The organism is Streptomyces sp. R35 (assembly GCF_041053035.1).
Taxonomy (GTDB): domain Bacteria; phylum Actinomycetota; class Actinomycetes; order Streptomycetales; family Streptomycetaceae; genus Streptomyces; species Streptomyces lutosisoli.
Genome location: NZ_CP163440.1, coordinates 8,621,380 through 8,647,013, shown reverse-complemented (window position 1 = coordinate 8,647,013; position 25,634 = coordinate 8,621,380). Strand labels below are relative to the sequence as shown.

The following is a 25,634-nucleotide window of genomic DNA, read 5'->3' as shown; positions in this document are numbered from 1 at the left end:
CCGTTCTCCTCGCTCCCGACCTGTTCCGTCTGCTGTGCTCGACTCCTCACGGTATGCCCCCGCCCGCACGTCAGCCGTGCCGGGTCCCCTCGCGTCGCGCGATGTGCGCCGGAGGGGCGAGTTCGGGCGGCAGCAGGGGGTCCGTCTCGGGCGCACCCCAGGTCGAGGTCAGCGGCAGCGTTCCCGCCCACAGACCGAGTGCGGCGTCGGGCCCGTCCCCGTCGTCCGGGGCGCCCGTACGGATCTTCACCGAGGCCTCTTCGAGGGACAGCGCGAGCAGGGTCGTCGCGGCCAGCTCCTTGCGGCTGGGCCTGCGCGCGTAGTCCCACTGCCCGGGCGTGGCGTGCTCGGTGAGCCGCCGCAGACCGTCGGTCTTCTCGTCCGGGTCGGTGACCTTGCGGGGTATGCCGTGGATCATCGCGCTGCGGTAGTTCACACCGTGCTCGAACACCGAACGGGCCAGGACGAGCCCGTCGACGTGGGTGACGGTGACGCACACGGGAGCGCCGGCCGCGAGACTCCGGCTGGCCACCGACCCGTGCACGTACAGCTGCCGCTCGTCCCGCCCGTACACCGTGGGCACCACCATCGGCCGCCCCTCGACGATCACACCGAGGTGGCAGATGAATCCCGCGTCGAGGATCGCGTCCAGGTCGGCGCGGTCCAGGCTGCCCTGTTCGCGAAGGCGACGGTGCCGGGTGAGGTCGGTTTCGGGGAGGGGTCCGTACGTCATGGAGTCGACGCTAGCGATATCGCACGCTGAATGGCTACAAATAAACGAAATCAGTTACTAGAACCCACCAGGGCAACGAAATCCGAAGCAAGCGACCATACCCCTGCCCCCCCCTTCCTAGAGTCACTCCCGTGACCATGACACCCACACCCCTCCACCACGCGGACCACCCCGGCACGGCCCCCGCCCTCCTGCTCGTCCACGGCTGGGGCGGCAACGGCGGCGACTGGGACCCCACGCTCCCGTACTGGCGGCACCGGGTGATCGTCCCCGATCTGCGCGGCCACGGTCGCTCACCGAAGCCCGGGGAGGGATACGGCGCCCGGGACTTCGCCGCCGATCTGGCGGAGCTGCTGCGGGGGCTGGACACCGGGCCGGTGGTGGCCGTCGGGCACTCCATGGGCGGGCAGGCGGTGACGGCGCTCGCGGTCGAACACCCGGAACTCGTACGGGGGTTGGTGGTCGTCGATCCGGCGTACGGCACGCACGAGGCGGAGGCCGCGCGGATCCCCGCGGCACAGGAGGAGCTGCGCGCGGAGGGGCCGGAGTGGGCGGCGCGCTTCGTGACGGGGGCCTTCCGGCCGGGGATGTACGACGAACTCCGCGACCGGCAACGGCAGTTGATGGCCGAGATGGACACGGACGTCCTCGTCCGGTGCAGGGACGGGATGTATCTGAACCCGGACGCCTTCGGGCTGCGGCCCGCCACCGTCACCTACCTCGCCCGGCGCGCATGCCCGGTACTGGGCGTGTACGCGACACCCGGGGCGGCGGAGTTCGAGCGCGGCACACTGACCGACCCGAGGTCGCGGGTGACCGTGTTCGACGGGGCCGGGCACTATCTGCACGAGGAACGACCGCGGGAATTCGTGGAAGTGGTGGAGCACTGGCTGTCCGACTGGGTGACCGAAGCCCAGGCGGAGTCCGGCAGGCCGAGCAGTGCACCCTGACGACGGTCGCCGGGGAACCCGGTTGCTCCACCCGGGCACCGCTGACAGAGTCGCGGCCATGCCCACCTTCTCCGCGCCGGACGGGACCGAGCTGGCGTATCACGTGTCCGGCGACGGCCCTCCTCTGGTCTGCCTTCCCGGCGGCCCCATGCAGGACTCCCGCTACCTCGGGGACCTCGGGGGCCTCGCCGCGCACCGCCAGTTGATCATGCTGGACCTTCGGGGAACGGGCCGCTCGGCGACCCCGGAGGACCCCGCCTCCTACCGCTGCGACCGACTCGTCGACGACGTGGAATCCCTGCGCGACCACCTGGGCCTCGACCGGATGGACCTGCTGGCTCACTCCGGCGGCACCAATCTGGCCGTCCTGTACGCGGCGCGCCATCCGGACCGCGTCGGCAGGCTCGCGCTGATCACACCGAGCGTCATGGCACTCGGCATCACCGTCCCGGCGGACGTCCGGCGCGAGACAGCCCGGCTCCGCCGCGACGAGCCGTGGTTCCCGACGGCGTACGCCGCCCTGGAAGCGATCGTCGCCGGCAACGCGAACGCCGACTCCTTCCAAGCCATCGCCCCGTTCTGGTACGGCCGCTGGGACGACACGGCCCGGGCCCATCGCGCGGCGGAGGACGACCAGAGAAACGACGAGGCCGCGGCCGTCTACGGCACCGAGGGCGCCTTCGCCCCACCCACGACACGCGCGGCGCTGGCCCGCTTCACCTCACCCGTCCTCGTACTGGCCGGAGAACTGGACCTGAACTCACCCCCTCCCGCCATGACCGAGCTCGCCACCCTGTTCCCCCACGCCACCCTGACCATCCAGCCCGCCACCGCCCACTTCCCCTGGCTCGACGACGCCACCCGTTTCGTGACGACCACGGCAACGTTCCTGACGTAAGGACGAGGCGGCGCCCCTCTAGGGGCGCGGGGAACTGCGCGACAAGCCCCCACCGGCCCGCACCCGACACACAACCAACGGGGTCGAAGGGGCGGAGCCCCTGGGGGATGGGACGGGTAGGGGCGGCGGGGGCGAGAAAACCCCCTCAGGCAGCCCGCTCCAACCCTTCCCCATCCACCCGAAACGCCAACTCCCTCCCCACCAGCAACCGCTCGACCTCCTCCACCACCGTCAGCCCCAGCCGAGCCACCTCGTTCCCCTGCGACCCCGCCAGATGCGGGGTAATGAACGCGTTCGGCAACTCGTAGAGCAAGGAATCGGCAGGCAACGGCTCAGGATCCGTCACATCGAGAATCGCGCTGATCCGCCCACCCCGCAGCTCATCGGCCAGCGCATCATGATCAACAAGCGCACCCCGCGAGGTATTGATCAGCACACCCCCGGACGGCATCAGCGCAAGCTCACGACGGCCGATCATGTGCCGGGTCTCAGCGGTCTGCGGCGCGTGGACGGTCACGATGTCACTGCCGCTCAGCAGCTCGTCCAGCGGCAGCAGAGGAACACCCAGCGCGGCGGCCCCGTCCTCGCCGACGTACGGATCGGCGAGACTCACCCGCAGATCGAACGGGCGCAGCAGCTCAATGAGCCGGCGCCCGATCCGGGACGCTCCGACGACCCCGACACGACGCCCGAAGTTGCCGATGCCGGGCACGATCTCCCCGTAGGGGAAAGCGCGTTCGGCGCGCAGCCGGTCGCGGTACGCGAAGAGGTCCTTGCCCGCGAGCAGGATCATGGCGAGCGTGTACTCGGCGACGGGCAGCGCGTTCGCACCGGCCGCCGACGACACGACCAGCCCGCGCTGCCAGACCGCGGACGTGGTGAAGCTCTTGACGGACCCGGCGGCGTGCAGCACGGCGCGCAGCTTCGGGGCCGCGTCCAGGGTGGCTTCGTCGAGCGGCGGGCAGCCCCAGCCGGTGATCAGGATCTCGGTTCCGGCGAAGGCTTCGCGCACCCTCGGGTCGGTGAAGTTCTCCGCCACCAGAGCGGGATCGATTTCTACGAGCTCGCGCAGCCGGGCCAGTACGTCCGGAGGGAAGATCTGCGGCACGTTCTCGGCAGTCATGGCGAACATCGCCAGTGGACGCTCGGGCAAGGAGGTGACCTTCCGGCTCGGTGACGTCAGATATAGCAACCGGTCTCTACGGTAGGTGCGGCCGAACGAGGGGGTCAATGGACGCACCCGTCGTCGCACCGGACCGGCGGGGTAGTTTCCCCGGGTGGCCATCACACCGGCCGCGGACGGCGACTTCCCGGGGAGGGACGACAGGGATGACAGAGACCCTGACCAACTGGGCCGGCAACATCACGTACACGACCAAGGAACTGCACCGGCCCCGCTCGCTCGACGCGCTGCGCGCGCTGGTCGCGGACAGTGCGCACGTGCGGGTGCTGGGCAGCGGTCACTCGTTCAACGAGATCGCCGAGCCGGGCCCCGACGGCGTACTGCTGTCGCTGGGCGCGCTGCCACCCGCCGTGGACGTCGACACGACGGCCCGTACGGTACGGGTGTCGGGTGGCGTCCGGTACGCCGAACTCGCGCGCACGGTGCACGAGCACGGGTTCGCGCTGCACAACATGGCCTCCCTCCCGCACATCTCGGTGGCGGGCTCGGTGGCGACCGGCACGCACGGTTCGGGCGTCACGAACGGCTCGCTCGGTTCCGCCGTGCGCGAGGTCGAGGTGGTCACGTCGGACGGCGCGTCCGTGCGGATCGGCCGGGGCAACGAGCGCTTCGGCGGTGCCGTGACCTCGCTGGGCGCGCTCGGTGTCGTCACCGCGCTCACCCTCGACCTGGAGCCGGACTTCGAGGTCAGTCAGCACGTCTTCACGGAACTCCCCCTGGACGGACTGGACTTCGAGGCGGTCGCCGCGGCGGCGTACAGCGTGAGTCTGTTCACCGACTGGGGGCGGCCGGGCTTCCGGCAGGTGTGGCTCAAGCGGCGCACCGACCAGCCGCTGCCCGGCTTTCCGTGGGCCGCGCCCGCGACCGAGGCGATGCACCCGGTGCCGGGCATGCCCGCGCGGAACTGCACCCAGCAGTTCGGCGTCCCGGGCCCCTGGCACGAGCGGCTCCCGCATTTCCGCGCCGAGTTCACCCCGAGCAGCGGGGCCGAGCTCCAGTCCGAGTATCTGCTGCCGCGCTCGGACGCCCTGGCCGCGCTGCACGCTCTCGACGCGATCCGGGAGACGATCGCGCCGGTGCTGCAGATCTGCGAGGTGCGGACCGTGGCCGCCGACCGCCAGTGGCTGAGCCCGGCGTACGATCGGGACACCGTGGCGCTGCACTTCACCTGGGTCGAGGACACGGCGGCCGTACTGCCGGTGGTGCGGCGGGTCGAGGAGGCGCTGGAGCCGTTCGAGCCACGGCCGCACTGGGGCAAGGTGTTCACGACGGCGCCGGCGGTGCTGCGCGGGCGCTATCCGCGGTGGGGCGAGTTCAGGACGCTGGTCGACTCCCTCGACCCGGAGGGCAAGTTCACCAACGCCTTCGTGGGGGACTTTCTCCACCCCCTTTCCTAACCCCTTGTCGAAAGTCCCTCACAGGCCATAGCCTTGCGCCGCGCCGGGGCCGAAGGGCCTCGCCATGGCCCGGAGGGACCGAGGGGAGTCCGATGAAGCGCGGCACATCACGCGACATCCGCACCGCGAACCGTTACGAGGTGCTGCGCCAGATCATCGCCGAATCGCCCACGTCCCGGCAGGAGTTGGCGGCGGCCACCGGGCTGAGCCTGGCCACGGTCGCCACGCTCGTCGGCGAGTTGCTCGACCTCCGGATGCTGACCGAGGTCGGGTTCGAGGACTCCGCGGGTGGCCGCCCGCGGGGCCTCGTGGCCGTCAACGCGTCGGGGGGCGCGTTGATCGGCGTCGACATCGCGGAGACGTATGTACGGGTCGAGCTGTTCGACCTGGCGCTGAACGTGCTGGCCCGTGCCGACGAGGACATGCGCCCCGGTGAGAGCCGCCCGGAGCAGGTCGTCGGGCATGTAGCGGCGGCCCTCGGTTCGGTGGTCGCGCAGGCCGGCGTCGAGGGCGCGCGCGTCCTGGGCGTGGGAGTCAGCGTCCCCGGGCAGGTCGACCGCGACACCGGGATCTCGGAGTACGCGCCCAACTGGGACTGGCACGACGTGCCGCTCCTCGATCTGCTCTCCGAACACATCGCCTATCCCCTGTACCTGGACAACCCGCTGCGTGCCTGCGCGGTCGCCGAGCTGTGGTTCGGCGCGGCCCGCGGACGCGGCGACGCCGTCGTGGTCAACCTGGGCACGGGAGTCGGCGCGGGACTCGCGCTCGGCGGCGGGCTGCACCGGGGCGTCAGCAACAGCGCCGGCGAGTGGGGGCACACGACCCTGGTCCTGGACGGGCGGCTGTGCCACTGCGGCAACCACGGCTGTGTGGAGACGTACGTCGGGGCGCCCGGAATCATGCTGAATCTGCGGGAGTTGAGCCCCGGGAGCACACTGCTGCACCCGGAGGACCAGACCGCCACGATCAACGCGCTCGCCCAGGGCGTCACCGCACAGGATCCCGTGGCGCTCAAGGTCGTGCGCGACACCGCCCGTTACCTCGGTGCCGGGATCTCCGACCTGGTGAACCTCCTCAACCCGGAGGTGGTCGTGCTCAGCAGCTGGGTCGCGGCCACGCTCGGCGAGCCGCTGCTGAACGAGGTGCGCGAGGCCGTCGCCCGGCACGCGCTGAAGCGGCCGTACGCGGCCACCGAGATCGTCCTCTCCCCCATCCCGACCGATCCGGTCTGTCTCGGAGCCGCGACGTTCGCCCTGGAAGGGGCGCTCCAGTCGGTCGGCCAGAGGCCCCCGAAGCGCACCACCCCAGCAAGGAGCCGTACCGCACCACCTTCATGACGACGGAAGGGATGCACGTTGACGCGCACCAACAGATCGGTTCTCGCGACAGCCGCAGCCGCGCTGGCTGTCACCGGGACCTTAATATCCGCCCCGCCCGCATCAGCCGCCGACCCCGCAGCCGCCGAGGTCTCCCCCCACGCAGCTCAGACCATCGACAACATCGGTGCGTCCGGCGCCTGGTGGGTCAACGACCTCAAGAACTTCGACCCCAAGGTCCAGGCCCGGGTCGCGAAGCTGCTGTTCTCCTCCAAGGGCCTGGACCTCAGCAACTACCGCTACAACATCGGCGGTGGCGGCACCGCGGTCACCACCCCGTCCCGCGCCCCCGAGGACTTCCGAGACGCCGACGGGACGTACGACTGGAGCAAGGACAAGGGCGGCCGTACGTTCCTGAAGTACGCGGCGCAGTACGGCGTCGAGGACCTGGTCGCCTTCGTCAACAGCGCGCCCGCCGCCTGGAAGACCAACTCCCAGAGCTGCGGCGGGTACTTGAAGGCGGAGAACACGGCCGACTTCGCGAAGTACGTCGCCGACGTGACCGATCACTTCGCGAAGCAGGGCGCGAAGTTCGACTACATCAGCCCCTTCAACGAGCCGAACAACAGCTTCGACAGCTGCGGCCAGGAGGGCATGCTGGTACCGGTCGACCAACGCGACGACATCGTACGGGCGTTGGGCGCCGAGCAGCAGGCACGGCACCAGAAGACCGGCATCATCGCCGACGAGTCCAGCAGCACGGTCAGCTTCAACACCGAGGTCCCGCAGTGGATTTCGCAGCCGGACACCGCCCAGTACGTGTCGAAGCTCGCCCATCACACGTACAACAACCCCGGTGACGATCAGCGGGCGAAGATCTACGAGACGTCGAAGTCGGTCGGCAAGCAGTCCTGGTCCACCGAGATCTGCTGCTTCGGCAAGGGCGGCACGGGCTGGGCGCAGGAGTACGACCCGACCATCGACGGCGGCCTGAACCTGTCGAGCATCATCTACAAGGACTTCGCGACGGCGCACGACTCGGCGTTCCAGTGGTGGGTCGCGCTCTCCGAGATGATCGGCAGCGACCCGTACGCGAAGAACGACGACGGCTGGAACGACGGCCTGATCTACTACGACCCGAACTACGCCACCAACGGCAACCAGACGCTCTACTTCACCAAGCGCTATTACGCGCTCGGCCAGTACAGCAAGTTCGTGAAGCCGGGCGCGGTCGCGCACAACGTGACGGGCGCGCCGAGCGGCGTGGACGTCACGGCGTACGACCGGAAGGGCAAGTGGGTCGTCGTGGTCAACAACCACAACACGACCGACACCGCGCTGAACCTGCACTTCAACAACAGGTCGCCGGGCCGCGTGGCCCAGGCCGTGCGGACGTCCGCCACCGAGGACTGGGCGAACGTGGCGGGGCCGTCGGTGGGCAAGGACGGCCAGGTCTCCGCGACGCTCGCCGCGCGCTCCATCACGACGTACGTCTTCGATCAGAAGGGGCATGACACCGCAGCCGTGACCGGCGCCTGGCAGGGCAAGCAGTCGGGCAAGTGCCTGACCGCGGACACCTCCGGTGCCTCGGTCAACACCTGCACGGGCACCGAGGCCCAGGACTGGACGTACGACGCCAACGGCACTGTGCGGGGCGCCAACGGATGCCTCACGGGCGGGAGTTCGGGTCTGGTGGCCGCCCCCTGCGCCGACAGCCCCGACCAGCGATGGCAGTTCAACGCCAACGGACAGATCGTCAGCGAGGCATCCGGGAAGTGTCTGGACGTCAGCGGTCAGGCGACCGCCGACGGAAGCAAGGTGATCCTCTACAGCTGCACCGGCGGGACGAACGAGGTCTGGTCCAAGCACTAGTGAACTGACGAGAGTTGAGGGTTGCGGGCCGCTGGTGCGGCGGCCCGCAGCCCGGCATGTCCGGTATTCCGAACCCTCCACAACACTTCGAACAGACTTCGTCCAACCCCTTGCCGAAGCCTTAGCCGAAGGTTAACGTCCCGCACCGCAACGCCATTTGAGCCACTTGGCGCATGAACCACTGAGTCGCAGCCGTACTCGAGACAAGGACGTCAGCATGTCGGCAATGAGCAGCAGCAACTGGGACCGCCGATCCGTACTGCGGGCCGCCGCGGGCCTGGCCGCACTGGGGCCGCTGGCCGCGTGCGGCGGCAACAACGGCCGTGGCGGCGGGAGCGGTTCGGGCACCAACCTCGTCCAGTACTTCCACGCGTACGGCGAGGCGGGGACCGAGCAGGCCATCAAGCGGTACGCGAAGGCGTACACCAAGGCCGATGTGAGCACCCAGTGGATCACCGGCTCGAACTTCGAGAACAAGCTCTTCCCCGCCCTGCTCACCAAGCAGGCCCCGGACGTCTTCGAGTTCCACCCGCAGATCCAGCTCATCAAGAGCGGTCAGGTGGCCGACCTCACCGACATCATCGACCCGGTCAAGGACGACTTCAATCCGGCCGACATCAAGTCGCACACGGTCGACGGCAAGATCTACGGCATCCGGATGATCGACGACCCGCAGTTCTTCTACTACCGCAAGTCGATGCTGGCCAAGGCGGGCGTCTCGGTGCCGACCACGCTCGACGAGCTGATCGAGGCCGCCGCCAAGCTCACCACCAGCAAGGTCAAGGGCCTCTTCCTGGGCAACGACCTCACGGCGATCATCAACCCGTTCGTCTGGGCGGCCGGCGCGGACTTCCTGGACGACAGCAACAAGCCCGCCTACCACACGGACGCGGTCGTCGCCGGTATGAAGCAGCTCCGCAAGCTGTTCACCAGCGGTCACCTGCTGCTGGACGCCCCCGCCGACTTCTGGGACCCGTCCGCACTCGACCAGGGCCTGACCGCCATCCAGTGGGGCGGCATGTGGTCGATGCCGGTCATGCAGAAGGCGCTCGGCGACGATCTCGGCATCTTCCCGTTCCCGAAGGTCGGCTCCGCCGGCAAGCTCTCGGTTTACAACGGCGGTTGGTCGGTCTTCGTCAACGCCAAGGGCAGCAACGTCGACGCGGCCAAGGAATACGTGAAGTGGCTGTGGATCGAGCAGAAGAAGTACCAGGAGGACTGGGCGACCTCGTACGGCTTCCACATCCCGCCGCGCGCGTCGATAGCCACGTCGGCGACCAAGCTCAAGTCCGGACTGCCGGCCGAGGGCGTCAAGCTCTTCAACGAGTACGGGCACTTCGACAACATCGGCTGGACCCAGGCCATGATCACGGCCGTCCAGGACGCCTTCGCCAACAGCGTCCGCAAGGACGGTGACCCGGGTGCCGCGCTCGACACGGCCGACACGAAGGTCAACCGCGAGCTCAAGAAGCTCTTCGGATAGGCCGCCGGACGGACTGCGACATGTCGACGACCACCACACGTGGCATCCCGAGCTCCGCCCCGGCCAAGGTCTCCAAGACCCGGCCGAGGCGGGGCCTGCGGGCCAACAGCACGCTCAACTTCTGGCTCTTCACCGGGCCGTTCCTCATCGGCCTGGTGATCTTCGTCTTCGTGCCGATCGGCTGGAGCATCTGGCTCAGCTTCTTCGACGCACGGTTCACCGTCACCCCGAGCAAGTTCATCGGCTTCGACAACTACTCGACGATCCTGAGCGACCCCAACTTCACCAACTCCCTGGTGACGTTCACGGTGTTCGCCGCGTTCATCGTGCCGCTGACCTGGGCGCTGTCGCTCGGTCTCGCCCTGTTGGTGCACCGGCTCACCTTCATGCGGGCGTTCTTCCGGTCGGTGTTCTTCCTGCCGACCGCGTGCAGCTATGTGGCCGCCTCGCTGATCTGGAAGATGTCCATCTTCAACGGCGTCCGCTTCGGCCTGGCCAACACCGTGCTGAGCTGGTTCGGCGTCGACAACGTCGCCTGGCTCGCCAACCCGAGCCCGCCCTGGTACTGGCTGGTGCTGGTCACCCTGCGCCTGTGGCTGCAGGCCGGTTTCTACATGATCCTTTTCCTGGCCGCGCTGCAGAACATCCCGGCGGAGCTGTACGAGGCCGCCGCGATCGACGGCGCGAAGCCCGGATGGCAGACCTTCCGGTACATCACGCTGCCGCAGCTGCGGGCCACCTCCACCGCGGTGATCCTGCTCCTGCTCGTCGCCGCCTACCAGGCCTTCGACGAGTTCTTCAACCTGATGGGCAAGGCCACCTGGGGCCAGCCACCGCTCGTCATCCTCTACAAGACAGCCCTCGGTACCAGCCAGGACTACGGCGCGGGCAGCGCGGGCGCGGTCATCCTGACCCTGCTGATCTGCGTCGTGACCCTGCTCCAGGGCAGGTTCATGGGCTTCGGAAGGGGTGAGGAGTCCAAGTGACCACCACCACACCTCGGGCCGACCGGCCGCGCCGCATCAAGCGCGGCAGCGTCCTGGGCAACACCGGCCTGTACGTCGCGGTCGGCATCGCCGCGCTGCTCTTCCTGCTCCCCTTCTACCTGATCGTCCGCAACTCCCTGATGCAGGACCTGGAGATCACGGGCGAGAACTGGAAGTGGTTCCCGAGCAGCATCCAGTGGAGCAACATCACGGAGCCGTTCCACGACGTGACCGTCGACTACGGTCGCGCCCTGTGGAACTCCACGGTCGTCGCGTTCCTGATGACCGCCGGCACCCTGCTCGTCTGCTCGCTGGCCGGCTACGGCCTGGCACGCATCCCCTACCGGCACGCCAACAAGGTCTTCTACGCGGTCCTCGCCACCCTGATGGTCCCCACCGCCGTCACCTTTGTGCCCAGTTTCGTGCTGGTGTCCTCACTCGGCTGGGTGGACACCTACCGGGGTCTGATCATCCCGGGCCTGTTCAGTGGTTTCACCTGCTTCCTGTTCCGGCAGTACTTCCTGGGGTTCCCCAAGGAGCTGGAGGAGGCGGCGCGCGTGGACGGGCTCAGCTACTGGGGCGCGTACTGGCGGGTCGTCGTGCCGAACTCGCTGAACTTCTTCACGGCGATGGCCACGATCACTTTCATCAGCGGCTGGAACGCGTTCCTGTGGCCCCTGGTCATCGGCCAGGACCCGAGCGCCTGGACGGTGCAGGTCGCGCTCTCGTCGTACATGACCAACCAGACCGTCAACTACCACCTGATCTTCATGGCCACGGCCATTTCCATCCTGCCCCTGGTGTTCGTGTTCCTCTTCCTCCAGCGCTGGCTGGTGCAGGGGGTCGCACAGACCGGCATCAAGGGCTGACACCTTCTTCCCAGGACCTGGAGACCGATGTCTTTCCGCACCACCGCCACTGACTATGTCGAGGACGTCTCGCCGGGCAGCGGCGCACTGCCGCCGCGTGCCTGGTACGCGTCCTCGGATGCCACGTCCTTGTCATTGAACGGCAGTTGGCGCTTCCGTCTCTCGGCGACCGTCGACGCCGAGGACGACTCCTTCGCCGCGGAGGGGTACGACGCCGGGGACTGGGCGGAGGTCTCCGTCCCCGGCCACTGGGTCCTCCAGGGACATGGCTCACCGATCTACACCAACCACCTGTACCCCTTCCCGGTCGACCCGCCGCGGGTGCCGACCGAGAACCCGACGGGTGACCATGTGCGCACCTTCGACCTGCCGTCCGAGTGGCCCTCGGACGGCGGGGCGGTGCTGCGTTTCGACGGCGTCGAGTCCTGCGCCCGGGTCTGGCTGAACGGCACGGACATCGGCGAGTTCAAGGGTTCCCGGCTGCCGCACGAGTTCGCGGTCGGGCATCTGCTGAAGCCCAGCGGCAATGTGCTGGCGGTCCGGGTGCACCAGTGGTCGGCGGGCTCGTACCTGGAGGACCAGGACCAGTGGTGGCTGCCGGGCATCTTCCGTGACGTCACCCTGCTGCACCGTCCGGCGGGCAGCGCGCTCGACTTCTTCGTGCACGCCTCCTACGACCACCTCGCCGGTGAGGGCACGCTGCGCGTCGACTCCGACGTCGACGGGCGGGTCCTCGTGCCCGCCCTGGACATCGATGTCGCGACCGGCGAGCCGGTGACCGTGCCGGTGCGGCCCTGGACGGCCGAGACGCCCCGCCTGTACGACGGCGAACTGGTCACGGAGGGCGAGCGCGTCCCGCTGCGGATCGGCTTCCGTACCGTCGCGCTCGAGGACGGTCTGATCAAGGTCAACGGCAGGGCGATCCTCTTCAAGGGCGTCAACCGGCACGAGTGGCATCCGGAGAAGGGCCGCGCCCTCGACCTGGAGACCATGCGCGAGGACGTGCTGCTGATGAAGCGGCACAACATCAACGCCGTCCGCACCTCGCACTACCCGCCGCACCCCGCGTTCCTCGACCTGTGCGACGAGTACGGCCTGTGGGTCATCGACGAGTGCGACCTGGAGACCCACGGTTTCACCGAACAGGCGTGGCGGGACAACCCCGTTGACGACGACCGCTGGACCCCGGCGCTGCTCGACCGCACCGCCCGTATGGTCGAGCGCGACAAGAACCACCCGTCCGTCGTGATCTGGTCCCTCGGCAACGAGGCCGGCACCGGGCGCGGGCTCACCGCCATGGCCGAGTGGATCCGCGGCCGGGACACCTCGCGGCTCATCCACTACGAGGGTGACATCGACTGCCGTGACACGGACATGTATTCACGGATGTACGCCGACCACGCCGAGGTCGAGCGCATCGGCCGGGGCCTGGACGGCGGGGGGCTGAAGCGGCGCGAACTCCCCTTCATTCTCTGCGAGTTCGGGCACGCCATGGGCAACGGCCCGGGCGGCATCGCCGACTACCAACACCTCTTCGAGTCGTACGACCGCGTCCAGGGCGGCTTCATCTGGGAGTGGATCGACCACGGCATCAAGGACGAGCGGTACACCTTCGCGTACGGCGGCGACTTCGGCGAGGAGCTGCACGACGGGAACTTCGTCTGCGACGGGCTGGTCTTCCCGGACCGGACGCCGTCGCCGGGGCTCGTCGAGTACAAGAAGGTGATCGAGCCGGTCCGCATCGACGGCGACGGGCCGGCCGGAACCGTGCGGGTCCAGAACGCCTACGACTTCGCCGACCTCGCCGACCTCGCCGACCTCGCCGACCTCGCCTTCGAGTGGTCGTACCAGGTCGACGGCGAGACGGTCGAGACGGGCGCCCTGTCGGTACCCGCGCTCGCCCCGGGCGAGTCCGCGGAGGTGAAGCTGCCGGCGCCGCCCGTGGACGGGCGGGGGGCCGAGACGCAGTGGACGGTACGGGCCGTACTGGCGGCCGACACCGCGTGGGGCCCGCGGGGTCATCAGGTCGCCTGGGTCCAACTGCCGCTGAATGATGGTGCGTTGACGCAGGTCGCCCGGTCCGACGGTCCCGTGCCCGGCGAGCAGGTCATCACGCTCGGCCCGGCCGCCTTCGACGCCCGCACCGGGGCGCTGAGGACGATCGGCGGGGTCGATGTCACCGGACTCCGCCTGGATGTGTGGCGGGCGCCGACCGACAACGACAACGGCGCGCCCTGGCAGCCGGACGCCCGCTACGGCCTGCTCTGGCGCAAGCTGGGCCTGCACCGGATGCGGCACCGGCTCGACGCGGTGGAGCTGGGCGACGACGCCTTGACCGTACGGACCCGGGTGGCGCCCGCCGCCTGGGAGGTGGGCCTGCGCACGGTGTACCGGTGGACGTCCGACGGGACGCGGCTGCGGCTGACGGTGTCCGTGTCACCCGAGGGCGACTGGACGCTGCCGTTGCCGCGGCTCGGGATCCGGCTGGGGCTCGCGAGCTCGGCGGACCGGGTGAAGTGGTTCGGCGGTGGCCCCGGCGAGGGGTATCCGGACACCAAGTCCGCCTCCATGGTGGGGCGTTGGGAGTCGACGGTCGACGAGCTGCAGACGCCCTACGTACGCCCCCAGGAGAACGGCGCACGGGCCGACGTCCGCTGGGCGGAGATCGGCGGCCTGCGCGTCGAGGGCGATCCGTCCTTCTGGTTCACCGCGCGCCGCTGGACGACCGAGCAGCTCGACGCCGCCGAGCACCTGACGGATCTGGCGCCGGGCGACACGGTCTGGGTCAACCTCGACCACGGCCAGCAGGGCATCGGTTCGCAGTCGTGCGGCCCCGGTGCACTGCCCCAGTACCAACTGCGCGCCACTCCCGCGGAGTTCTCGTTCGTTTTCTCGGAGATCCATGACTGATCCTCTCTCCAGCACCGCGGCCGGACAGCTCTTCAGCTGTCCGGCCGCGGTCGCGTCCCGCGTCGCGTCCGCCCCGAACGGGGTGAACCGCATGAATCGCACGCACAAGGTGCACGGTGTAAAGGGGTTAACGACATGAATGCTGTGCACCGCGACAACACCGTGAACGGCAGCATCCAGGTCCGCGGCCTCTCCCGGACCTTTCACACCACCGTCCGCCGCCCCGGGTTCACCGGTGCCCTCCAGTCCCTCGTCAAACCCGAGCGCGTCGCGAAGGAGGCCGTCGCCGACGTCAGCTTCGACGCCGCGCCCGGCGAGCTGCTCGCGCTGCTCGGCCCGAACGGCGCGGGCAAGTCCACCACCATCAAGATGCTCACCGGCATCCTCACCCCGACGTCCGGCGAGGCACGCGTCGCGGGAGTGGTCCCGTACGAGGAGCGCGAGCGCAACGCGCGCAACATCGGTGCGGTGTTCGGGCAGCGCACCCAGCTGTGGTGGGACCTCCCGGTGCGCGAGTCGTTCGCGATCCTCCGCGACATCTACGGGGTGCCGGAGCGCGAACACCGCCTCCGGCTCGGCGAGTTCGACGAGCTGCTCGAACTCTCCGCCTTCTGGGACACCCGCGTACGGCACCTCTCCCTGGGCCAGCGGGTGCGCTGCGACCTCGCGGCGTCGCTGCTGCACGACCCGCCCGTGGTGTTCCTCGACGAGCCCACCATCGGCATGGACGTGGTGGTCAAGGAGCAGGTGCGCGGCTTCCTCAAGCACCAGGTGGAGGAGCGGGGCCGGACGGTGCTGCTGACCACGCACGACATGACGGAGGTCGAGCGGCTCGCCGAGCGGGTCGTGCTCATCAACCACGGGCGCCTCGTCCTGGACGGCACGCTCGACGAGATCCGCCGGAAGTTCGGCTCGACCTGGCAGGTGCGGGCCACACTCGCCGATCCGCACGCGTCCGTCGAGCCGTTGCCGGGGATCGTCGTGCTGCGGCGCGAGGGACCGCAGGTCGTGTTCGGGCCGGACGGGGCGACCGCGCCGACCGTCCACCAGGCGCTGAAGCAGGTCATCGAGCGGTACGAGGTTTCCGATGTCGCCGTGGACGAGGCCGACCTGGAGGACGTGATGCGGGCGGCCTACGTCCAGGCGGAGGCCGCATGAGCATCACCCTCCCGCGCGGCTGGCGGACCGCGCGGGTCACTCCGCTGGGCGAACTGCACACCCCGCCCCGGATGACCGCCGCACTGCTCCGGCTCACCGTGCAGGTGGTGCTGGTTGCGTCGCTGTGGCGCGGCCTGTACGCGTCGACCGGCAGCACCGCCGGGATGAGCCGCGACCAGGCGGTCACGTATGCCGTTCTGGCCGTACTGGCCACCCGAATAAGGGAGTTGGACCAGTACTCGGGACGGGACACCGTTCAGCAGCACATGCACTTCGGCACGATCGTGTACTGGTATCTGCGCCCGCTGCCACCACAGCGCTACTACGCGCTGCGCGCGCTCGGCGAGCAACTGTACGGATTCGCCTGGGCGTCGGCGGGATACGCGATCTGTCTGGCCGCCGGTGTCGTGCAGCCCCCCAAGTCGGCGGCCGTGGCAGGGGTGTTCGCGCTGAGCGTGCTGCTCGGCCAGTGGGTCCTCTACTACATCATGCTCGTCATCGACCAGCTGTGCTTCTGGACGCTCCGCAACGGCGCCGCCATCATGATCCTGGTCTTCGCGCAGAACCTGCTGTCGGGGGTGTACGCGCCGCTGTGGTTCTTCCCCGACTGGTTCATCACGCTCAGCCGCTTCCTGCCGTTCCAGGCGACGCTCAGTGTGCCGCTCTCCCTGTACGTGGGCCGGATCCCGCTGTCCGACGCGGGCCCGGAGCTCGCCGTGCAGGCCGCCTGGGTGGTGGCGCTCGCCCTGTTCACCCGACTGCTGTGGCGGCGCGCCGCCCGGCGCGTGATCTCGCAGGGAGGCTGACCATGTCCTTGGAACCCTGGCGGGTGGTGTGGCGCATCACGCGTCTCAACTTCCGTGCGCAGCTGGAGTACCGCTCCGAGTTCCTGATGATGATCGCGATCGGTGCGGTCTGGCAGGTGTCGGTGATCGTGTTCGCGACGGTGCTGCTCACCCGGTTCACCGGGATGGGCGGCTGGGCGAGCGAGGACGTCCTGCTGATCGCGGCGACGCGGTTGGTGGCGCACGGTCTCTTCGTGCTTTTCCTGGGCCGGGTGCACGGCCTCGGCCACCGCATCCAGGAGGGCGTGATCGACACCTATCTCGTCCGCCCCATGCCGGTCTACCGCCAGCTCCAGCTGTCCCACTTCCCCACCAACGCGATCGGCGACCTGACGGTGGCGGCCGGCCTGATGGCGGGTGCGATCAGCCGCAGTCACCTGGACTGGAACGCCGCCCGGATCTCGTATCTCGTCGTCTGCGTACTCGGCGGGATGCTCCTTGAGGCGGCGCTGTTCACGGCGGTGGCCTGCGCCTCGTTGCGCTTTCCCGCCGCCGACTACTGGGGCCGCTGGCTGGAGGAACTGCTCGGCACCTTCGGCAGCTATCCGCTCAATGTGCTGCCGCGCGCGGTCGGCGGCTTCCTCACGTACGGGCTGCCGCTGGCCTTCGTCGCGTACTTCCCCGTCTCCGTGCTGACCGGTCACGGTGGCGACTCGGGGGTGCCGTACTGGCTGGCCGCCGGCTCCCCGCTGCTGGGCGTGGCCGCCTACCTCGGCTCCCGCCTGCTGTGGCGCTGGGGCCTTCGGCACTACGCGGGGGTCAACGGCTGACGCCACGGCCGGGGAGTGACATCGGTGAGGGGGCCCGGACCGCCGATCGGCGGTCCGGGCCCCCTCACTGTTGTGCCCTGATGTGCCCTGATGTGCCCTAGTGACAGCTGATCCTGGTGTCCCCCGGGTCCGTCGTGCACGGGTCCGAGCCGGGACCTCCGTTGGCGGTGTCGTTGCCGGAGACGCCGTCGACGGTGTTGAGGTTGTCGTTGCCGTCGTTGCCGATCACGTTGTCGTTGTCGGAGCCGCCGTTCAGCGTGTCGTTGCCGGAGCCGCCGTCGATGCGGTCGTTGCCGTAGCTGCCGTACACGGTGTCGCTGCCGGAGCTTGCGTTGACGGTGTCGTTGCCGCTGAGGGCGCAGATCACGTCGTTGCCGCTGGTGCCGGTGAGGGTGTCGTCGCCGCTGGTGCCGATGATCGTGCAGCCTCGGGAGTTGCTGACGGTGGTGCTCGCCGTGGCGCTGTTGTTGCCGGGGGTCGGGTCGCTCTGGGTGGCGGTGACCGTGGCCTTGTCGGCGAGGGTGCCGGTGGCGCGGGGCTCGACGCGGACGGTCACCTTGGCGTGGGCGCCGGGGTCGAGGGTGCCCAGGGAGCAGCTCACGGTGGTGGAGGTCTTGGTGCAGGTGCCCTGGCTGGTCGTGGCCCACATCACCGAAGTCGCGGGGCCGCTGAGCACGTCGGAGAGGGAGACGCCGGTGGCGGAGGTGGTGGTGCTGTTGTTGGTGACGGTCACGGTGTAGGTGGCGCGGTCGCCGACGCTGACCGTGGTGGTACCGCTCTTCGTGACCGACAGGTCCACGCCGGGTGGTGTGCCGGCGACCTGGTAGCGGACCAGACCGCGGTCGTCGCCGGTGTTGCCGGACAGGACGATCTTGCCGTCGGACTGCAGCGCCACCGCGTTGGCCACGTCGTAATAGCCGCTGTCCACGTCGGTGGTCACCTTGCCGCCGACCCCGAATCCGCTGTCCAGACTGCCGTCGACGTTGTAACGGGCGACCGCGAAATCGCTGAGACTGATGCCGGCGGCGACGATCTTGCCGTCGGACTGCAACGCGAGGTCGGAACTCCCGTCCAGGGTGCCGGATCCGAAGTCGGTGGTGACCTTGCCGTCGCCGTCGAAACCGCTGTCGAGAGTGCCGTTGGGGTTGTAACGGGCCAGCGCGAAGTCGAAGTCGCTGGTTCCGGTGACGACGATCTTGCCGTCGGGCTGCACCGCCACCCCGCCGATCACGTCGACCCGGGCGAAGGCGGTGGTCGTCCTGCCGTCGCCGTCGAAGCCGCTGTCGAGGCTGCCGTCGGCGTTGTAGCGGGCGACCGCGAAATCGGAGTCGTACGCCGGGTAGTTGTACCCCGCGCGGCCGGCGGCGACGATCTTCCCGTCGGACTGCAACGCCACGTCGAAGGCGGTCGCCGCGCCGCCTGCGAAGGCGGTGGTCACCTTGCCGTCGCCGTCGAAGCCGCTGTCGAGGCTGCCGTCCACGGGGTTGTAACGGGCCAGCGCGAAGCCGGCGCCGCTCATACCGGCGGCGACGATCCTGCCGTCGGCCTGCAGCTGTACGGCGAATGCCTCGGAGGGGCCACCCGTTCCGAAGTCAGTGACCACCGTACCGCCGTCGCCGAATCCGGTGTCCAGGGTTCCATTGGGGTTGTAGCGGACCACCGTGAACTCGGGGCCGGGGTTCTCGGGGTCCGAGGTGCGGCCGACCACGACGATCTTGCCGTCGGACTGCACCGCCACCCCGTCGGCATAGTCCTCGCCGCCACGAACGTCGGTGGTCACCAGGCCGCCGATGCCGAATCCGGGGTCCAGGCTGCCGTCGGGGTTGTACCGGGCGAGGGTGAAGTCGATCTCTCCGCTTTCGTACGGCTGGTTGAGGCCTACGGTGACGATCTTGCCGTCGGCCTGAACCGCCATGCCGCGGCTCTCGTCGTAGCCGCCGAAGTCGGTGACGACTCTGCCGTCGTGGTCGAAGGCCGGATCGAGGTCGCCCGGTGCGGCGAGTGCGGCTCCGGGTGCGGTCAGCACGAGCGCCAGCGCCGCGGCCAGGGCGGAGGCGACGCGCAGGGTTCCCCTTGGGGAAGGCAAGCTGGGCATGCGCCCAGCTTGCGGACGCCGCAGGCCGGCTTCGAACGGCTGGCCGGACACTGGGCCTACTGGGCCGCAGTCTTCCACCCGCCGGGGTGACGACCTCACAGCCGCCCCTCCACTGAACGCTCACTCGAACCCGTGGGCAACCTTCCCGCGCACAGCGGCGACACAGGGGGGAAGTACCGCACCCGCATACGCCCCCACCCCACTTCGCAAGAAGTACAAGAAGTACAAGAAGTAGAGGAGCAGCCGTGCCGAACCCACCCGCACACCGCCGTCGCCGTCGCCTCCGTCCCCTCCCCCTCGCCGCGGCCGGCGTGCTGGTCGCCGCGGCAGCCGTCGCGTTGCCCCAGCTGACGCCGGATGCCAGTGCCGCGACCACCCTGCGCGGGTACGCGGACGGGCGCGGCGTGAAGATAGGAGCGGCCGTCGGAGACACACCGCTCACGTCGGACTCGGCGTACACGGCCGTGCTGGACCGGGAGTTCAACTCCGTCACCGCGGAGAACGCGATGAAGTGGGATGCCGTCGAGCCGACTCGCGGGTCCTTCAACTGGGCCGCCGCCGACCGGCTGGTCGCTCACGCGGCCGCACACAATCAGGGCGTACGGGGACACACACTCGCCTGGTACAGCCAGTTGCCGTCCTGGCTGAAGAACGGGAACTTCTCCGCGGCGGAGCTGAACACCATCCTCAAGAGCCACATCGACACCGAGGTCGGGCGCTACAAGGGCAAGGTGTACGCCTGGGACGTCGTCAACGAGACGTTCAACGAGGACGGTTCGATGCGCGGCTCCCTGTGGCAGACCAAGCTCGGCACCGGGTACATAGCGAACGCCCTGCGGTGGGCGCACACCGCCGACCCCGCCGCAAAGCTGTACATCAACGACTACAACATCGAGGCGGACAACGCGAAGAGCGATGCCCTGTATGCCCTCGCCAGGCAACTCCTCGCGGACGGCGTGCCGTTGAACGGAATCGGCTTCCAGTCGCACTTCGTGGTCGGGCAGGTGCCGTCCACCATGAAGGCGAACCTGAAGCGCTTCTCCGATCTCGGCCTCGAAGTCTCCGTCACCGAGCTCGACATCCGCATCCCCCTCCCCGCCTCCTCCGCCGAACTCGCCCAGCAGTCCGCCGACTACAAGACGGCGAGCGAGAACTGCCTCGGCGTCCCGCGCTGCGCGGGCGTCACCGTATGGGGCGTCAGCGACAAGTACTCATGGATACCGGGCACCTTCAGCGGATACGGCGCCGCCCTCCCGTACGACGAGAACTACGCGGCGAAGCCCGCCTACACGGGCTTGTCGAACGGGGTCAATCCGAACGCGTAGGCCTCCCGGGGCGACGTGAACGCCGCGATCAGCAGGGCTCGACCCGCACCTCCGCCCAGACGACCTTGTACGGCGCGCCGGGCCGGGGCTCCACGCCCCACCGCTCGGCAGTCGCCGCGACGAGCAGCAGCCCGCGCCCGCCCTCGTCGGCGGGCGCCCGCAGCACGGGCAGCCGGTCCGTCCGCCCGTCGGCCACCTCCACGCGTACGAGGCCGTCGCGCAGCACCAGCCGTACGCGGAAGTCGCGCCCGCGCACCCGCCCGTGCAGCACGGCGTTCGCCGCGAGCTCGGCGACGACGAGCGTGACGTCCAGACTCGCGTTCCCGTCGTACGCGAACCCCCACGCGTCCATCCGATGCGCGACGAGCCGCCGCGCGAGCCGGGCCCCTCGCGGGGTGCAGCTGAAGAGCTGGGTGAACGTACGTACGGTGACGGCTTCTTGGGCCCGGGTGTCTCCTTGCATGGGTCAACGGTGGCCGTGGGCAGGCCGGTCGACCAGGTCCGCCACTCGTACGCTGCGCGGCGTACGAGTTCACGGACTGGACAGTAGGCGTAACTGTGCGTGACCCTTGGTGACTTGGCGGGGTTGGCACCAACGCACTCGGGGGTACCCGACATGACCGAAAGCACCATCAGCAACGACAGCATCACGAACGAGCCCGAGCCGTCCGGCAGCCTGAAGGCGTTCGGCGCGGTGCACAAGGCTTTCCGCAAGCGGGCGGGATACACGCAGGAGACGTACGCCCCGCTCGTGCGGTTCCACCCGTCGACGGTGGCCTCGATCGAGCAGGGGCGACGCTTCCCGCCGCGCGTCTTCGTCGAGCGGGCGGAGGAGGTTCTGGACGCGTTCGGGGCACTCAAGGCGGCGTACAAGTACGCGGGACGGGAGGAAGGGCTGGCGTCATGGTTCCGCAGGTGGGCGGAGCTGGAGGAACTGGCCATCAGCCTTTGCACGTACGAGAACCGGCTGGTCCCGGGCCTTCTGCAGTCGGAGGGGTACGCACGCACCTTGTTCGGGGCGCGCGTACCCCTGCTGACCGACTCCCAGATCGAGGCCCAGCTCGTCGCCCGCATGGAACGCCAGCGCATGCTCGCCGAGCGGCCCAACACGGCGTTCAGCTTCATCGTGGAGGAGCATGTGTTCCAGCGGCGGACCGGCGGGGTCGAGGTCACGCGTGAGCTGATCGAGCATGTTCTGGAGGTCACGGAACTCCGCAACGTGGAGCTGCAGTTGATGCCGACGGCGTGCGACGTCCACGCCGGCCTCGATGGCCCCATCCGGCTGCTGGAGACGCCCGAGAACGAGTGGTTCGCCTACTGCGAGAGCCAGGAGAGTGGCCAGTTCATCACCAGTCCGAAAACGATCAGTGTGCTCCACATGCGCTATGCGAAACTGCGCTCACAGGCTCTGTCCCCGGAGGATTCCCGGAGCCTGCTTGAGCGGATGCGAGGAGCACTATGAGCACCACCGAGCTGAACTGGTTCAAGAGCAGCTACAGCGGCAGCTCCGGCGATGACTGCGTCGAAGTCGCCACCTGCCCCACCACCATCCACATCCGCGACTCCAAGAACACCCGCGGCCCCCAGCTCACCCTCTCCCCCACCGCCTGGACGGACTTCGTGGAATTCGCCGCGCGCAACCGAAGCTGACTGCACTAGGCTGCAACCTAGACGTCCTAGGTGACAGCAGCCCAGTGTGAGGTGGTCCCATGGCTCGCGTCGGGCTCACGACCGAACGTGTCGTGGAAGCCGCGGCCGATCTCGCGGACGAGGTCGGCTTCGAGAACGTGACCGTGTCCGCGTTGGCACGGCAGTTCGGGGTGAAGGACGCGAGCCTGTACTCGCACGTCAAGAGCGTGCAGGACCTGCGTTCGCGCATCGGGCTGCTCGCGGCCGGCGAGATGATCGACCGGATCGCCACCGCCGTGGCGGGGCGCGCGGGCAAGGACGCGCTCGTCGCCTTCGCGGGCGCCTACCGCGAGTACGCCCTGGAGCGGCCCGGCCGCTACCGCGCCACGCACACCCAGCAGGACCCCGCCGTGATCGCCGGGTCCACGACGTACCTCCGCACGGCCGAGGTCACGTACGGCATGCTGCGCGCGTACGGGCTGTCCGAGCCCGACCTCACCGACGCGGTACGCCTGCTGCGCAGCACCTTCCACGGCTACTGCAACCTCGAAGCGATCGGCGGATTCGGCGCCGCCCGTGACGTACAGCTGTCCTGGGAGCGCGCGTTGGACGCCCTGCACGTGGCCCTGGAGAACTGGCCGCGGACGAAGGAAGACGGTAAGGAAGACGCTGATGAGTGACCATCTGCCCTACGCCTACGACGTGTGCGGCAGCGGGCCCGTGCTGCTGGTCATCCCCGGCGGGGCCGGTCACCCCATGGGCCTGGAGGCCGTCACCGCGCGCCTCGCCGAACGGTTCACCGTGGTGACGTACGACCCGCTGGGGCTGTCGCGCGGGCCGCTGGACGAGCCGGTCGGTGACCAACGGGTGGAGACGTGGAGCGACAACGCCCACCGCCTCCTCGAAGCGGTGCTTCCCGACGGCGAGTCCGCGTACGTCTTCGGCACCAGCTCCGGCGGCATCGTCGCCCTGGACCTGCTGACCCGCCACCCGGAACGGCTGCGACGCGTGGTCGCACACGAGCCCCCGACCGTGGAGGTACTGCCCGACGCGGCTCGGCAGCGGGCGATGGTCGGGGAGGTGGATGCGATCTGCCGCGCGGAGGGTGTCGGGCCCGCGATGGCACGCCTCAACGCCGGTTTGGAGTACCGCACTTGGACTCCCCCGACGCCGTCGCCACGCCCGGCCGGCATGGACACGGGCACGGGCACGGGCACCCCCATGGGCATCTTCCTCGCCCACGTCCTGCGCCCCTTCGCCACCCACACACCGGACCTGGACACCCTCAAGCGACTGTCCTCCCGGCTCACCCTCGGCGCGGGCCGCGACTCGCGGCACCAACTCCCGCACCGTACGGCCATGTTGCTCGCCGAACACAGCGGCGCCGACCTCGTCGAGTTCCCCGGCGGTCACCTGGGCTGTCTGGAACACCCCGTCGAGTTCGCGGACCTGCTGGCGCGGACGCTCACTCGGCCGGGCCCAGCGGAGTCGTGACCGGATTGCTCAGGTGCTGGTAGATCACCGAGCTGCGGAAGTTGACGATCTCGCGTCGCTTGCTGAAGCGGTCCAGCAGGAACGAGTGCAACTGGTCGACGTCCGGCACGGCGACGTGGACGAGAAAGTCCTCGCTGCCCGCGACGACGAAGACCGACAGGACCTCCGGCAGACCGGCGGCGTACGTCTTGAAGCCTTCGATGACCTCACGGCTCAACGGCCGTACCTGCACGGAGAGCAGAGCCTGCACGGGGCGGTTGAGGGCGCGGAGGTCCACGGCCGCGTGATAGCCCGTGATCACCCCGCGGTTGCGCAGCGCACGCACGCGTTCCAGACAGGTCGACGGCGCGATGCCGAGCTTGCGGGCCAACTCCCGGTTGGTCTGCCGCGCATCGCGCTGGAGGTGCTCCACGATCGCCGAATCAAGTTCATCCATGGGCGCCATTGTGTCGTCTCCACCGAATTCAATTCGGCTGATCCGCTGCCTGCCATCCGCCCTGCCTACGTTCGGAGCCAGCTACCGAACAGTGAGCGGGGAGTCGTGGTGACGAACGTACGAACGGGGCTCGGGCTGCGTACCGGCACGGCCCTGTGCATGGGAGCCGTCCTGGGGCCCGGCGTGCTGGCCCTGCCGTCCTCGGCCGCCGCGGCGGCCGGGCCCGCGTCGGTCCTGGCCTGGGCCGGGCTCATCGCGCTGAGCCTGCCGGTCGCCCTGGTGTTCGCGGCGCTCGGCGCCCGCCACCCGGACGGGGGCGGCGTCTCGGCGTTCGTCCGCCAGGCCTTCGGGGCGGGCGCCGCCGCGCCGGTCGGCTGGTGGTTCTACTGGGCCATTCCGCTCGGTGTGCCCGCCGCGGCCCTGATCGGCGGCGAATACGTGGCCGCGGCAGCGGGCTGGGACGGTGCGGCGGCGTCGGTGGTGGCCGCCCTGGTGCTGGCCGCCGCGGTGCTGGCGAATCTGCTGGGTCTGCGGGTGTCGGGGCGCGTCCAAGTGCTCATGGCGGGACTGCTTGTCCTGCTCCTGTGCCTGACTGTCGCGGTCTGCTCGGCGCACGTCCGGGGCGCGCACTTCACGCCGTTCCTGCCGCACGGCTGGTCCTCGGTCGGCAGCGCGGTGAGCGTGCTGTTCTTCGCGTTCGCGGGGTGGGAGGCGATCAGCCACCTCTCAGGCGAGTTCACCGATCCGGAACGCGATCTGCCCCGCGTGACCCTGCTCGCCTGGGCCGTCGTCTCCTGCCTCTACCTCGGCCTCGCGGTGGTCACCATCGGCGTGCTGGGCGCCCTGGCCGGGACCACGTCGACGCCGCTCACCCTCGTCCTGGAGCGCGGCATCGGCTCGTACGCCCGTGGGGTCGCCGCGGGGGCCGCGGTGCTGCTGACCTTCGGCGCCGTCAACGCGTATCTGGCGGGTGGTGCCCGGCTGGGCGCCGCGCTCGCCCGGGACGGCTCGCTGCCCCGGCCGCTGGCGCTCGGCACGCGACGGAGTCTGACGCTCCTCGCGGTGGCGTGCGCGGCGGTGCTGCTCGCCGCGGCGCCCGGCATGAGCGGCGCGCACGGCGTCCTCGGTCTGGAGGTGCTGCTGCGGGCGACCTCGGCCTGCCTCGCCGCCGTCACCTTGGCCGGGATGCTCGCAGCGGTCGTGCTCCTTCCCCGGCGGAGCGCCCTGCACCGCTGTGCGATCGCCGGAACCGCACTGGTCACGGTCGTCCTGGCCTTCTGCG

General features: G+C 69.5%; 22 protein-coding genes and 1 pseudogene. 18 read left to right on the top strand and 5 right to left on the bottom strand.

Features of this window, described 5'->3' with window-relative positions; genetic code table 11:
- Positions 1 to 70 precede the first annotated feature (70 nt).
- A complete protein-coding gene (locus tag AB5J50_RS38895) occupies positions 71 to 733 on the bottom strand; it encodes a pyridoxamine 5'-phosphate oxidase family protein (RefSeq protein WP_369263376.1) in 663 nt (220 codons plus the stop codon).
- Positions 734 to 870: 137 nt separating this feature from the next.
- Here AB5J50_RS38895 and AB5J50_RS38890 point away from each other — a divergent pair, with 137 nt between their 5' ends.
- The gene (locus AB5J50_RS38890) at positions 871 to 1,683 is read left to right on the top strand and encodes an alpha/beta fold hydrolase (RefSeq protein ID WP_369265631.1); all 813 of its coding nucleotides are present in this window, start codon (positions 871 to 873) and stop codon (positions 1,681 to 1,683) included.
- A gap of 58 nt (positions 1,684 to 1,741) precedes the next feature.
- The gene (locus AB5J50_RS38885) at positions 1,742 to 2,581 is read left to right on the top strand and encodes an alpha/beta fold hydrolase (protein ID WP_369263375.1); all 840 of its coding nucleotides are present in this window, start codon (positions 1,742 to 1,744) and stop codon (positions 2,579 to 2,581) included.
- A gap of 145 nt (positions 2,582 to 2,726) precedes the next feature.
- Here AB5J50_RS38885 and AB5J50_RS38880 read toward each other — a convergent pair whose 3' ends face one another.
- Positions 2,727 to 3,734, bottom strand: coding sequence for a hydroxyacid dehydrogenase (locus tag AB5J50_RS38880; RefSeq protein ID WP_369263374.1), 1,008 nt, complete (start codon positions 3,732 to 3,734; stop codon positions 2,727 to 2,729).
- A gap of 176 nt (positions 3,735 to 3,910) precedes the next feature.
- On the opposite strand from AB5J50_RS38880, the gene AB5J50_RS38875 reads away from it, so the two are divergent.
- The 10 genes from AB5J50_RS38875 (at position 3,911) to AB5J50_RS38830 (ending at position 17,373) form a co-directional block, all read left to right on the top strand.
- Entirely contained in the window at positions 3,911 to 5,161 is a 1,251-nt protein-coding gene (locus AB5J50_RS38875) for a D-arabinono-1,4-lactone oxidase (RefSeq protein WP_369263373.1), read from the top strand.
- Positions 5,162 to 5,253: 92 nt separating this feature from the next.
- Complete coding sequence (locus AB5J50_RS38870) at positions 5,254 to 6,501, top strand: ROK family transcriptional regulator (protein WP_330308167.1); 1,248 nt, start codon at positions 5,254 to 5,256, stop codon at positions 6,499 to 6,501.
- 18 nt (positions 6,502 to 6,519) lie between these two features.
- A complete protein-coding gene (locus tag AB5J50_RS38865) occupies positions 6,520 to 8,352 on the top strand; it encodes a glycoside hydrolase (RefSeq protein WP_369263372.1) in 1,833 nt (610 codons plus the stop codon).
- 217 nt (positions 8,353 to 8,569) lie between these two features.
- Positions 8,570 to 9,835, top strand: a complete 1,266-nt coding sequence (locus AB5J50_RS38860) for an ABC transporter substrate-binding protein (protein ID WP_369263371.1) — start codon at positions 8,570 to 8,572, stop codon at positions 9,833 to 9,835.
- Positions 9,836 to 9,855: 20 nt separating this feature from the next.
- Entirely contained in the window at positions 9,856 to 10,821 is a 966-nt protein-coding gene (locus AB5J50_RS38855) for a carbohydrate ABC transporter permease (protein ID WP_369263370.1), read from the top strand.
- Positions 10,818 to 11,690, top strand: a complete 873-nt coding sequence (locus tag AB5J50_RS38850) for a carbohydrate ABC transporter permease (RefSeq protein ID WP_369263369.1) — start codon at positions 10,818 to 10,820, stop codon at positions 11,688 to 11,690. Before AB5J50_RS38855 ends, AB5J50_RS38850 begins: the two co-directional genes overlap by 4 nt.
- A 27-nt stretch (positions 11,691 to 11,717) precedes the next feature.
- Entirely contained in the window at positions 11,718 to 14,600 is a 2,883-nt protein-coding gene (locus AB5J50_RS38845; protein WP_369263368.1) for a glycoside hydrolase family 2 TIM barrel-domain containing protein, read from the top strand.
- Positions 14,601 to 14,762: 162 nt separating this feature from the next.
- Positions 14,763 to 15,758, top strand: a complete 996-nt coding sequence (locus AB5J50_RS38840; RefSeq protein WP_369265630.1) for an ATP-binding cassette domain-containing protein — start codon at positions 14,763 to 14,765, stop codon at positions 15,756 to 15,758.
- Complete coding sequence (locus AB5J50_RS38835) at positions 15,755 to 16,564, top strand: ABC transporter permease (RefSeq protein ID WP_369263367.1); 810 nt, start codon at positions 15,755 to 15,757, stop codon at positions 16,562 to 16,564. The genes AB5J50_RS38840 and AB5J50_RS38835 overlap by 4 nt, the downstream gene beginning before the upstream one ends.
- A 2-nt stretch (positions 16,565 to 16,566) precedes the next feature.
- On the top strand, positions 16,567 to 17,373 hold the full coding sequence (locus tag AB5J50_RS38830; protein ID WP_327432711.1) for an ABC-2 family transporter protein: 807 nt from the start codon (positions 16,567 to 16,569) through the stop codon (positions 17,371 to 17,373).
- Between the two features lie 97 nt (positions 17,374 to 17,470).
- On the opposite strand, the gene AB5J50_RS38825 is transcribed toward AB5J50_RS38830, so the two are convergent.
- Complete coding sequence (locus tag AB5J50_RS38825; RefSeq protein ID WP_369263366.1) at positions 17,471 to 19,468, bottom strand: calcium-binding protein; 1,998 nt, start codon at positions 19,466 to 19,468, stop codon at positions 17,471 to 17,473.
- A 245-nt stretch (positions 19,469 to 19,713) separates the two neighbouring features.
- Between AB5J50_RS38825 and AB5J50_RS38820 the strand changes: the two genes are divergently transcribed.
- Positions 19,714 to 20,793, top strand: a complete 1,080-nt coding sequence (locus AB5J50_RS38820; protein WP_369263365.1) for an endo-1,4-beta-xylanase — start codon at positions 19,714 to 19,716, stop codon at positions 20,791 to 20,793.
- 28 nt (positions 20,794 to 20,821) lie between these two features.
- Here AB5J50_RS38820 and AB5J50_RS38815 read toward each other — a convergent pair whose 3' ends face one another.
- Positions 20,822 to 21,256 carry an ATP-binding protein gene (locus tag AB5J50_RS38815; RefSeq protein ID WP_369263364.1) on the bottom strand — a complete coding sequence of 145 codons (435 nt, stop codon included), beginning with the start codon at positions 21,254 to 21,256 and terminating at the stop codon, positions 20,822 to 20,824.
- 153 nt (positions 21,257 to 21,409) lie between these two features.
- On the opposite strand from AB5J50_RS38815, the gene AB5J50_RS38810 reads away from it, so the two are divergent.
- From AB5J50_RS38810 to AB5J50_RS38795, 4 genes are read left to right on the top strand one after another with little or no spacing between them, the layout of a single operon-like run.
- Positions 21,410 to 22,255 (top strand): helix-turn-helix domain-containing protein, encoded by an 846-nt coding sequence (locus AB5J50_RS38810; RefSeq protein WP_369263363.1) that lies wholly within the window; start codon positions 21,410 to 21,412, stop codon positions 22,253 to 22,255.
- A complete protein-coding gene (locus AB5J50_RS38805) occupies positions 22,252 to 22,443 on the top strand; it encodes a DUF397 domain-containing protein (RefSeq protein WP_369263362.1) in 192 nt (63 codons plus the stop codon). The genes AB5J50_RS38810 and AB5J50_RS38805 overlap by 4 nt, the downstream gene beginning before the upstream one ends.
- Before the next feature lie 59 nt (positions 22,444 to 22,502).
- Positions 22,503 to 23,102 carry a TetR/AcrR family transcriptional regulator gene (locus tag AB5J50_RS38800; RefSeq protein ID WP_369263361.1) on the top strand — a complete coding sequence of 200 codons (600 nt, stop codon included), beginning with the start codon at positions 22,503 to 22,505 and terminating at the stop codon, positions 23,100 to 23,102.
- Positions 23,095 to 23,916 carry an alpha/beta fold hydrolase gene (locus AB5J50_RS38795; RefSeq protein ID WP_369263360.1) on the top strand — a complete coding sequence of 274 codons (822 nt, stop codon included), beginning with the start codon at positions 23,095 to 23,097 and terminating at the stop codon, positions 23,914 to 23,916. Before AB5J50_RS38800 ends, AB5J50_RS38795 begins: the two co-directional genes overlap by 8 nt.
- On the opposite strand, the gene AB5J50_RS38790 is transcribed toward AB5J50_RS38795, so the two are convergent.
- The gene (locus AB5J50_RS38790; RefSeq protein WP_369263359.1) at positions 23,888 to 24,352 is read right to left on the bottom strand and encodes an Lrp/AsnC family transcriptional regulator; all 465 of its coding nucleotides are present in this window, start codon (positions 24,350 to 24,352) and stop codon (positions 23,888 to 23,890) included. The two genes, AB5J50_RS38795 and AB5J50_RS38790, sit on opposite strands and share 29 nt — an antisense overlap.
- On the opposite strand from AB5J50_RS38790, the pseudogene AB5J50_RS38785 reads away from it, so the two are divergent.
- Positions 24,320 to 25,624, top strand: a pseudogene (locus tag AB5J50_RS38785) (APC family permease); the annotation flags it as partial. The gene AB5J50_RS38790 and the pseudogene AB5J50_RS38785 sit on opposite strands and share 33 nt — an antisense overlap.
- Positions 25,625 to 25,634 lie beyond the last annotated feature (10 nt).